Origin of the sequence: Mycobacterium sp. 1081908.1 (genome assembly GCF_001673535.1) — a bacterium.
GTDB lineage: Bacteria > Actinomycetota > Actinomycetes > Mycobacteriales > Mycobacteriaceae > Mycobacterium.
The window spans coordinates 1-9574 of record NZ_LZLY01000045.1; the positions used below are offsets into that span (position 1 = coordinate 1).

Consider the following 9574-nt stretch of genomic DNA (forward strand, 5'->3'; position numbering starts at 1 on the left):
CTCACCACCGGCGACTACTTCGAATTCCACGGCGAGTTCTACGACATTCCCAAGACCAAGATGACCCCGGCCCCGACAGCAAAACCGCACTGGTCGCCGAGCGCACCACCGGGGCCGTCAAGGACATCTCGGTCAACGCCGAGCCGAAGGTCAAGATGGTCATCCCGGTCGACCCGTCCGGCGACGGCGGCCTGATGGACATCGTGCTGTCGCCGACCTATCAGCAGGACCGCCTGATGTACGCCTACATCAGCACGCCCACCGACAACCGGGTGATCCGCGTGGCCGACGGCGACATCCCCAAGGACATCCTGACCGGGATCCCCAAGGGCGCCACCGGCAACACCGGGGCGTTGATCTTCACCAGCCCGACCACCTTGGTCGTGATGACCGGCGACGCCGGCAACCCGGCGATGGCCGCCGACCCCAAGTCCCTGGCGGGCAAGGTGCTGCGCATCGAGCAGCCGACCACCATCGGTCAGGCGCCGCCGACGACCGCGCTGTCCGGCGTGGGCTCCGGCGGCGGGATGTGCATCGACCCGGTCGACGGATCGCTGTACGTCGCCGACCGCACCCCCACCGCGGACCGCCTGCAGCGCATCACCAAGACCTCCGAGGTCTCCACGGTGTGGACGTGGCCGGACAAGCCCGGCGTGGCGGGGTGCGCGGCGATGGACGGGACCGTGCTGGTGAACCTGATCAACACCAAGCTGACGGTGGCGGTGCGGCTCGCGCCGAAGACCGGCGCGGTCACCGGCGAACCCGACGTCGTGCGCAAGGACACCCACGCCCACGCCTGGGCGCTGCGGATGTCGCCGGACGGAAACGTATGGGGCGCAACGGTTAACAAGACGGCCGGGGACGCCGAAAAGCTCGACGACGTGGTGTTCCCGCTGTTCCCGCAGGGCGGCGGCTTCCCGCGCAACAACGACGACAAGACCTAAACGGGCCCCTCGAGGGTGAACCGCAAGCCGTATTTGCGCGGCTCGGCGGCCGGTTTGTGCAGGACGAACCGCTCCGGCGCCTCGGTGCCGGGTTCGATCTCGTCGAGATCGGACAGATAAAGCACGTCGTCGTAGGAATCCGGTACCCAGCCGGCGACGGGCTCCACGATGTAGGCGACGTGATCCCCGATGTCGATCCAATGCGCGGTCCGGCCGACGAACCAGGCGATCGCCTCGTCGAGGATCGGCATCCCGTGCGGGCCGACGCGCCACGAGCAGCGGCCGAATTTGTCGGCCTGGTCGTCCGTTTCGCCGTCGAACAGCTCGGCCAGCGCGACGTGGCGTTGCGACAGCACGTGCACGGCCAGGTGCTCGGATTGGCGGGCCGCCTCGCAGGTGGCGCTGCCGCGGGGGATCACGACCATGAAACTCGGCGGCTGCACGCTGGTTTGGGTGGCGAAACTGATCAGGCAGCCCGACGGATGGGCATCGGTCTGGGTGGTCACGACGAACACCGGGCTGTCCAGCATGGCCATCAGGTCGTCGAACACGGCCTGGCCCCTCGCGATCAGGCCTGGCCGCAGGCGGCCAGCACGAGTTCGCGCACCCGGGCCGCGTCGGCCTGTCCGCGGGTGGCCTTCATCACCGCGCCGACGATCGCGCCGGCCGCGGCCACCTTGCCGCCGCGAATCTTCTCGGCCACATCCGGATTGGCGGCCAGCGCCTCGTCGACGGCGGCCTGCGTAACCGAGTCGTCGCGCACCAGCGCCAGGCCGCGGGCGGTCATCACCTGGTCGGGTTCTCCCTCCCCGGCCAGCACGCCCTCCACGACCTGGCGGGCAAGCTTGTTAGACAGCTTGCCCTCGTCGACCAGAGCGATCACCGCGGCGACCTGAGCGGGGGTGATGGCCAGCTGGTCCAATTCGATGCCGGCCTCGTTGGCCTTCTGCACCAAGAAGTTTCCCCACCAGGCGCGGGCCTGCTCGCTCGACGCGCCGTGCTTGACGGTCTCGGTGACCAATTCGACGGCGCCGGCGTTGACCAGATCCCGCATCACCTCGTCGGAGACGCCCCATTCCTCCTGAATTCGCTTGCGGCTCAACCACGGCAACTCCGGGACGGTTTGCCGCAGTCGCTCGACCAACTCGCGGCTGGGCGCGACCGGTTCGAGGTCGGGCTCGGGGAAATACCGGTAGTCCTCGGCGGTCTCCTTGGTGCGGCCGGGGCTGGTGTAGCCGGACTCGTGAAAGTGCCTGGTTTCCTGGGTGATCCGGCCGCCGGATGACAGGACGGCGCCCTGGCGCTGCATTTCGTAGCGCACCGCGACCTCGACGCTCTTGAGCGAGTTGACGTTCTTGGTTTCGGTGCGGGTTCCGAACACCGTTGTCCCGGTCGGCATCAGCGACACGTTGGCGTCACAACGCATCGAGCCCTGATCCATCCGGACGTCGGATACGCCCAAGGCGCGCAACAGGTCTCGCAGCGCGGTGACGTAGGCCCGGGCGATCTGGGGGGCCCGTTCACCGGCGCCCACGATCGGCTTGGTGACGATTTCGATCAGCGGCACCCCGGCGCGGTTGTAGTCGATCAGCGACGTCGTCGCGCCGTGGATGCGGCCGGTTTCGCTGCCCAGGTGGGTGAGCTTGCCGGTGTCCTCTTCCATGTGGGCCCGCTCGATCTCCACCCGCCAGGTGGAGCCGTCTTCCAGCGGCGCTTCCAGGTAGCCGTTGATGGCGATCGGCTCGTCATACTGCGAAATCTGGTAATTCTTGGGCATGTCCGGATAGAAGTAGTTCTTCCGCGCGAACCGGCACCAGGGCACGATCTCGCAATTCAGCGCCAGCCCAATCCGAATCGCCGACTCCACCGCGGCCTGGTTGAGCACCGGCAGCGAGCCGGGCAGCCCGAGGCACACCGGGCAGACCTGGGTGTTGGGTTCGGCGCCGAACGCGGTGGAGCAGCCACAGAACATCTTCGTCGCGGTGGACAGCTCGACGTGCACCTCGAGGCCGAGGACGGGGTCGAAACGCGCGACGACCTCGTCGTAATCCAGCAGCTCGGACCCGGTGGCAATACTCATGCCGTCGATCCTAACGAGGGTCGTGAGTCAGGTCCCGTGCGGCGGTCGGCGGGCCCCGAGCCGGAGGCCCTGTTCCATGCCCGGGCCGGGGAGCATGTCGGCCAGCGCGGCCGCCATCTCCAGATAGCTGCGCCGGCTTTCCTTGCTCAGCCGGTCCAGGCCGATCTCCTTGCCGTCATGCACGTGCCGGTCGAACGGCAGCACGACGGTGGCGCCGACGCGAGCCGACAACTGGTCGAGCTCCTTGGCGGCGACGACGGCGACCTTGCCCGCCTCGACGTGGTTGATCGCCAGCACGGTCCGCTTCATCAAGCGCTGATATCCCTTGTTGCGCAACAAGTCCAGGGTCGTCCTGGTCTTGCGTATCGCATCGATGGACGTGCTGGTGACCACCACCAGGGCGCACGCCTCCGGCAGGACGGCGTCCATCACGGACGAGTTGACCGCCTTGACACAGTCCACCAATACCACCGAATAGTGTTTGCGCAGAATCGAAAACGCCTTGACGACGTCGTGGCGCTCCAGCCGCCAATCGGTGCGCGCATAGTCCGGCAGTCCGAGCACCTCCAGCCCGAAGCTGTTCATGTAGGTGTGCGCCCGCACATCCGAATAGTGCGTGGCCGCGCCATCCCGCAGCAGGTCGGCGATGCTCAGCGGGATGCGGCGGCCGTGGCGTTCCGCCAAATCGCCGGCGTCGATGTCCACGGCGATCACCCGGTCGCCACGGACGGCGGCGAAGGTCGAGCCCAGCGCCTCGACCACGACGGTCTTGCCGACGCCGCCCTTGAGGTTGAGGACCGCGATGGGGAACGCGCCATCCACGTGCGTGCGGATGCGCTCCCGCAGCTCCTGCTCGTATGCCGAGCCCTTGCCCGGCCCGAGGTCGATTCCGGTGAGGCGTCGGAGCACGTCTCGCCAGCCGGACCCGGCCGACCCCTCGACGTCCTGCTGCTCGAGGCCGTCAAGGGCCATCGCACCCACGGTCAGCTCCGGGCGATGCCGCTCCGGGACCCGCCGCGCCGGCGTCGGCGCGGTGGGCGGGGGCTGTGGCGGCCGGGGCACCGTGGCGGACGTCCAATTGGCCTCGTCGCGCCCGCGCGGCGGTGGCCGCTGACGGTCACGCGGGCCCGACCCCGGCTGGCGAACGACTCCGCGAATTGAACCGCGGTTGCTCATAGCAGACGGTATAACCGCTTCGAGCTGGCAGAAAACCACGAATATCGCGGTTAACCGGCGTGAGCTGCCCGGTTCGGCGGCAAATTCAGCCGGTCGTCAAGTCGGTGCCACCGGCCGTTCGCCGCGACTTAGCCGAAAAAGGCCGCCGCGTCGTCGTAGCGGCTTTCGGGCACCAGCTTGAGCTGGCGCGTGGCGTCGGCCAGCGACACCCGGCCGATGTCCTGGCCGCGCAGCGAGACCATCTGGCCGTATTCGCCCGCGTGCGCGGCGTCGGCGGCGTTGACGCCGAAGCGGGTCGCCAGCACCCGGTCGTAGGCCGTCGGGGTGCCGCCGCGCTGGACGTGGCCCAGCACGGTCACCCGGACCTCCTTGTTGATCCGCTTCTCGACCTCGGCGCCGAGCTGCGCGGCGACGCCGGTGAACCGCTCGTGGCCGAACTCGTCAATCCCGCCCTCGCGCAACGTGATTGAGTCGGCGATCGGTTTGGCGCCCTCGGCGACCACGCAGATGAAGTGCGAATCCCCGCGCTGGAAGCGCCGTTTGACCAGCCGGCACACGTCCTCGACGTCGAAGGGCTGCTCGGGGATCAGCGTCATGTGCGCGCCGGACGCCAGCCCGGCATTCAGCGCGATCCACCCGGCGTGGCGGCCCATCACCTCCACCAGCATCACCCGCTGGTGGGACTCGGCCGTGGAATGCAACCGGTCGATGGCGTCGGTGGCCACCGTCAACGCGGTGTCGTGGCCGAAAGTCACGTCGGTGCAATCGATGTCGTTGTCGATGGTCTTCGGCACGCCGACGACGGGGACGTTCTCCTCGGACAGCCAGTGCGCGGCCGTCAGCGTGCCCTCGCCGCCGATGGGGATCAGCACGTCGATGCCGTTGTCGTCCAGGGTCTGCTTGATCTGGTTCAGCCCGGCCCGCAGTTTGTCGGGATGCACGCGGGCGGTGCCCAGCATCGTTCCGCCCTTGGCGAGCAGGCGGTCGTTGCGGTCGTCGTTTTGCAGCTGGACGCGCCGGTTCTCCAGCAGCCCGCGCCATCCGTCCTGGAATCCGACCACCGACGAGCCGTATCGCGAGTCGCAGGTACGCACCACCGCCCGGATGACGGCGTTGAGCCCGGGACAGTCGCCGCCCCCGGTGAGAATTCCGATCCGCATCTGTTCATCTTGCCCGCACCGGACCCGAACGGCGCGAGCTGGCGCAAATTTTGCGCGCTAAACGGTGGCCGCGCTCGGCAGCGCCCCGCGGGCAGCCTCGTAGGCGGCGCCCACCCGATACAGGCGGTCGTCGGCCAGCGCGGGGGCCATGATCTGCAGCCCGACCGGCAGGCCGTCGTCCGGGGACAGCCCGGACGGCACCGACATGCCGCAGTGGCCGGCCAGGTTCAGCGGCAGCGTGCACAGGTCGAACAGGTACATGGCCAGCGGGTCGTCGACCTTCTCCCCCAGCCGGAACGCCGTGGTCGGGGTCGCCGGCGACACCACCACGTCGACGGATTCGTAGGCCCGGTCCAGGTCGCGCGCGATCAGCGTGCGGACCTTCTGCGCCTGGTTGTAATAGGCGTCGTAATAGCCGGCGGACAGCGCGTAGGTGCCGATCATGATGCGCCGCTTGACCTCCGGGCCGAAGCCGGCGGCGCGGGTCAGCGCCATGACCTCCTCGGCGCTGTGGGTGCCGTCGTCGCCGACCCGCAGCCCATAGCGCATCGCGTCGAAGCGGGCCAGGTTGCTGGACACCTCGGACGGCAGGATCAGGTAGTAGGCGGCCAGCGCGTGATCGAAGTGCGGGCAATCCACTTCGCTGACCTCGGCGCCCAACTCGGTCAACCGCTCGACCGCGGCCTCGAACGACGTCAGCACCCCGGCCTGGTAGCCCTCGCCGCGCAGCTGGGAAACCACGCCGACGCGCACGCCGCGCAGATCACCGCCCGCGCCGGCCCTGGCCGCGCCGACGACGTCGGGCACCGCGCCGTCGACGGACGTCGAGTCGCGGACGTCGTGCCCGGCGATCACCTGGTGCAGCAGGGCGGTGTCCAGCACGGTGCGCGCGCACGGGCCGCCCTGATCCAGCGACGACGCGCACGCGATCAGCCCGTAGCGGGACACGGTGCCGTAGGTGGGTTTGACGCCGACGGTCGCGGTCAGTGCGGCCGGCTGGCGGATGGATCCGCCGGTGTCGGACCCGATGGCCAGCGGGGCCTGGAACGCGGCCAGCGCGGCCGCGCTGCCGCCGCCGGAACCCCCGGGCACCCGGTCGAGGTCCCACGGGTTGCGGGTGGGGCCGTAGGCGGAGTTCTCGGTCGAGCTGCCCATCGCGAACTCGTCCATGTTGGTCTTGCCCAGGATCGGGATGCCGGCCGCCCGCAGGCGTGCGGTGACGGTCGCGTCGTAGGGGGAACGCCAGCCCTCGAGGATCTTGGAGCCGCAGGTGGTGGGCATGTCGACCGTGGTGAACACGTCCTTGAGCGCCAGCGGGACCCCCGCCAGCGCCGAGGGCAGCGGCTCGCCGGCGGCCACCGCGTCGTCCACGGCGGCCGCGGCCGCCAGCGCCTCGTCGGCCGCCACGTGCAGGAACGCGTGGTAGCGGTCGTCGGTCGCCTCGATCTGGTCCAGGCAGGCCCGGGTGATTTCGGTGGAGGACAGCTCCCCGGCGGCGACCTGGGCGGCTAGGGTCGCGGCGTCGGAGCGCACGATATCGGTCACTCGGCGTCCCCCAGGATCTGCGGCACGGCGAAGCGGCCGTCGACGGCCTCGGGCGCCTCGGCCAGCGCCTCGGCCTGCGTCAGGCACGGCGTCCTCTCGTCCGGGCGGGTGACGTTGACGTCCTTGAGCGGGTTGTCGGTCGCTTCGACGCCGGTGACGTCGACCGATTGGACCTGGCCGACGTGGGTGAGGATGGCGTCGAGTTGGCCGGCGAAGCTGTCCAGCTCGGCTTCGGTCAAGGCCAGCCGGGCCAGCCGCGCGAGGTGCGCCACGTCGTCGCGGGAGATCTGGGACACGACCGCAAAGCCTAGTCGGGTGACGATGTGGCGCGCGGGGCGGGAACCGCGAGCGTGCGGGCAGTCGCACGCTCGGCGCCCAGCGTGAAGCTGGCCGCACGCTCGGCCGCGGGCGGCCCCAGCCGGGCCCAGCCGAAATGCCGCCGATACATCGCTGTGTAAAAGTGTTGGCCGTGCCGTCGTATCTGTTGCGCATCGAGCTGGCCGACCGCCCCGGCAGCCTGGGCTCGCTGGCCGTCGCGCTCGGCTCGGTGGGGGCCGACATCCTGTCGCTCGACGTGGTGGAGCGCAGCTCGGGATATGCGATCGACGACCTGGTCATCGAGCTGCCGCCGGGGGCGATGCCGGACCGGCTGATCACGGCCGCGGAGTCGCTGCCCAACGTCCGCGTGGACAGCGTGCGCCCGCACACCGGGCTACTCGAGGCGCACCGCGAGCTGGAGCTCCTCGACCACGTCGCCGCGGCCGGCGACAACCCCTCGCGCCTGCGGGTCCTCGTCAACGAGGCGCCCAAGGTGCTGCGCGTCAGCTGGTGCGCGGTGCTGCGCAGTTCGCAGGGGCAGCTGGAGCGCCTCGCCGGGAGCCCGGGGTGCCCGGAAACCAGGGCGGCTTCGGCCCCCTGGCTGCCGATCGAACGCGCGACGGCGCTGGACCACACCGGCGAGTGGGTGCCGCAGGCGTGGCGCGACATGGACACCACGATGGTCGCGGCGCCGCTGGGCGACCCGCACACCGCGGTGGTGCTCGGCCGCCCGGGCCCCGAATTCCGGCCGTCGGAGATCGCCCGGCTGGGCTACCTCGCCGGCATCGTCGCGACCATGCTGCGCTGACGGGTTCAGGTCGACGCGAGCGCGCGCTCGATGTCCGCGACCAGATCGTCGGTGTCTTCGATGCCCAGTGAGAGGCGCGCGAATCCGTCGGCGACAGGGTCGCCCCAGCGCGCCCGGCGGTCAAGCGAGGTGTGGAGGCCGCCGAAACTGGTGGACGCGATCAGCAGCTCACTGCGCTCCACCAGCGCGTGCACCGCGGCGGCGTCGGCCAACTCGAACGAGACCAAGCCCCCGAATCGGCGCATCTGTGCGGCGGCGACGGGATGCGCCGGGTCCTCGGGCAGGCCCGGGTAGCGCACCGCTCGTACCGCCGGATGGCGAGCCAACATCGTCGCCACGGCCTGCGCGTTCTGGCACTGCCGCTCGAAGCGCAGCCCAACGCTGCCCAGGCTGCGCAGCAGCAGCCACGCCTCGAATCCGCCCAGGATCGCGCCGGCGAGCAGCCGTTGGCGTTCGACGGCCGCGACCAACTCGGGCCGGCTGGTCGCCACGTAGCCGGCCAGGAGATCACTGTGACCGGAGAGTCCCTTGGTGGCGCTGGCCACCACCAGGTCGGCGCCCAACGACAACGGCCACTGCCCCAACGGGGTGGCGGCGGTGTTGTCGACGATCAGCCGGGCGCCGCGGGACCGGCAGGTGGTGGCCAACCGATGCAGGTCGACGACATCCAGAGCCGGGTTGGTGGGGGTTTCGGCCAGCACCACGTCGGCGCCCGCCGCGGCGTCATAGATTTGCGAACTCGACGCCTCGATGACCGTCACGCCCAGCCGCCCAAGGTGTTCCGCGGCATAGCCGCGCACCTGGTAGTAGCCGTCGGACGGCACCACCAGGCTCGAGCCCGGCCCGGTCAGCGCGCGCAGCGCGGCGCCGATGGCCGCCATGCCCGAGCTGAACACCACCGCGGCGGTCGCCCCCTCCAGCTCCGCGACCGCCGATTCCGCTTGGCGCCACGTCGGATTGGAGTCGCGACCGTAGCCGTCCAGGCCGGGGGTCTCGTCGCTCGACAGGTGATAGGTCGAGGCCAGTACCGCCGGCGGCGTCACCGGCTGACCCGGGATCGCCGGGGAGCTGACGGCCTTGACGCTGCGCGTGGAATCGCCGTAGCCACTTGCCATCGCCGGTCACTCCTCGGCAGAAGGCCCGTCGGCCAACAGCTTTCGGAACCCGTCTTCGTCGAGGATCGGCACGCCCAGCTCCACCGCCTTGTCGTACTTGGAGCCCGGCGCGTCCCCGGCGACGACGTAGTCGGTCTTCTTCGACACCGATCCCGCGGCCTTGCCGCCGCGCGACACGATCGCCTCCTTCGCGTCGTCGCGCGAAAAGCCCGCCAGCGAACCGGTTACCACGATGGTCAGCCCCTCCAGGGTCCGCGGCACGCTGGCATCGCGTTCGTCGGCCATCCGCACCCCGGCCGCGCGCCATTTGTCGACGATCGCGCGGTGCCAGTCCACGGTGAACCATTCGGTGACCTGCAGGCGATCGAGGACGCGTCCACCGAGCAGCTGGCCGCGGTCGAGGGCGTCGGCCCGACGATCGCCGCCGC

At 70.2% G+C, this 9574-nt stretch carries 9 protein-coding genes and 2 pseudogenes; 3 read left to right on the forward strand and 8 right to left on the reverse strand.

Going from position 1 to position 9574, the window contains the following annotated elements:
* Both A5655_RS28600 and A5655_RS06665 read left to right on the forward strand, forming a co-directional pair.
* Positions 1-78, forward strand: a pseudogene (locus tag A5655_RS28600) (hypothetical protein); the annotation flags it as partial.
* Positions 69-944: pseudogene (locus A5655_RS06665) on the forward strand (sorbosone dehydrogenase family protein); the annotation flags it as partial. The pseudogenes A5655_RS28600 and A5655_RS06665, both read left to right, overlap by 10 nt.
* On the opposite strand, the gene A5655_RS06670 reads toward A5655_RS06665, so the two are convergent.
* The 6 genes from A5655_RS06670 to gatC all read right to left on the reverse strand — a co-directional run bounded on the left by A5655_RS06670 (position 941) and on the right by gatC (position 7201).
* Positions 941-1480 carry a flavin reductase family protein gene (locus tag A5655_RS06670; protein WP_082978524.1) on the reverse strand — a complete coding sequence of 180 codons (540 nt, stop codon included), beginning with the start codon at positions 1478-1480 and terminating at the stop codon, positions 941-943. The pseudogene A5655_RS06665 and the gene A5655_RS06670 overlap by 4 nt on opposite strands.
* Positions 1481-1512: 32 nt before the next feature.
* On the reverse strand, positions 1513-3024 hold the full coding sequence (gene gatB, locus A5655_RS06675) for an Asp-tRNA(Asn)/Glu-tRNA(Gln) amidotransferase subunit GatB (protein ID WP_067007111.1): 1512 nt from the start codon (positions 3022-3024) through the stop codon (positions 1513-1515).
* A gap of 27 nt (positions 3025-3051) precedes the next feature.
* On the reverse strand, positions 3052-4200 hold the full coding sequence (locus A5655_RS06680) for a MinD/ParA family protein (protein ID WP_082978522.1): 1149 nt from the start codon (positions 4198-4200) through the stop codon (positions 3052-3054).
* A gap of 128 nt (positions 4201-4328) precedes the next feature.
* The gene (locus A5655_RS06685) at positions 4329-5360 is read right to left on the reverse strand and encodes an ATP-dependent 6-phosphofructokinase (RefSeq protein WP_067007118.1); all 1032 of its coding nucleotides are present in this window, start codon (positions 5358-5360) and stop codon (positions 4329-4331) included.
* Positions 5361-5417: 57 nt separating this feature from the next.
* Positions 5418-6905, reverse strand: coding sequence for an Asp-tRNA(Asn)/Glu-tRNA(Gln) amidotransferase subunit GatA (gene gatA, locus A5655_RS06690; RefSeq protein WP_067007121.1), 1488 nt, complete (start codon positions 6903-6905; stop codon positions 5418-5420).
* Complete coding sequence (gene gatC, locus A5655_RS06695; RefSeq protein ID WP_067007124.1) at positions 6902-7201, reverse strand: Asp-tRNA(Asn)/Glu-tRNA(Gln) amidotransferase subunit GatC; 300 nt, start codon at positions 7199-7201, stop codon at positions 6902-6904. The genes gatA and gatC overlap by 4 nt, the downstream gene beginning before the upstream one ends.
* A gap of 173 nt (positions 7202-7374) precedes the next feature.
* Here gatC and A5655_RS06700 point away from each other — a divergent pair, with 173 nt between their 5' ends.
* The gene (locus A5655_RS06700) at positions 7375-8031 is read left to right on the forward strand and encodes an amino acid-binding protein (RefSeq protein WP_156764741.1); all 657 of its coding nucleotides are present in this window, start codon (positions 7375-7377) and stop codon (positions 8029-8031) included.
* A gap of 5 nt (positions 8032-8036) precedes the next feature.
* Here the strand turns inward: A5655_RS06700 and A5655_RS06705 are convergent, their stop codons facing one another.
* Both A5655_RS06705 and A5655_RS06710 read right to left on the reverse strand, forming a co-directional pair.
* The gene (locus A5655_RS06705) at positions 8037-9146 is read right to left on the reverse strand and encodes a cystathionine gamma-lyase (protein WP_067007130.1); all 1110 of its coding nucleotides are present in this window, start codon (positions 9144-9146) and stop codon (positions 8037-8039) included.
* 6 nt (positions 9147-9152) lie between these two features.
* Positions 9153-9574, reverse strand: a 422-nt coding sequence (locus tag A5655_RS06710; protein WP_304441655.1) for a BRCT domain-containing protein, incomplete at its 5' end; no start/stop codon positions are given.

Coding starts and splice junctions, on each gene's coding strand:
- A5655_RS06705 (WP_067007130.1), bottom strand. CDS start 9,146: ATGGCAAGTGGCTACGGCGATTCCACGCGCAGCGTCAAGGCCGTCAGC.
- A5655_RS06670 (WP_082978524.1), bottom strand. CDS start 1,480: ATGGCCATGCTGGACAGCCCGGTGTTCGTCGTGACCACCCAGACCGAT.
- A5655_RS06680 (WP_082978522.1), bottom strand. CDS start 4,200: ATGAGCAACCGCGGTTCAATTCGCGGAGTCGTTCGCCAGCCGGGGTCG.
- A5655_RS06685 (WP_067007118.1), bottom strand. CDS start 5,360: ATGCGGATCGGAATTCTCACCGGGGGCGGCGACTGTCCCGGGCTCAAC.
- gatB (WP_067007111.1), bottom strand. CDS start 3,024: ATGAGTATTGCCACCGGGTCCGAGCTGCTGGATTACGACGAGGTCGTC.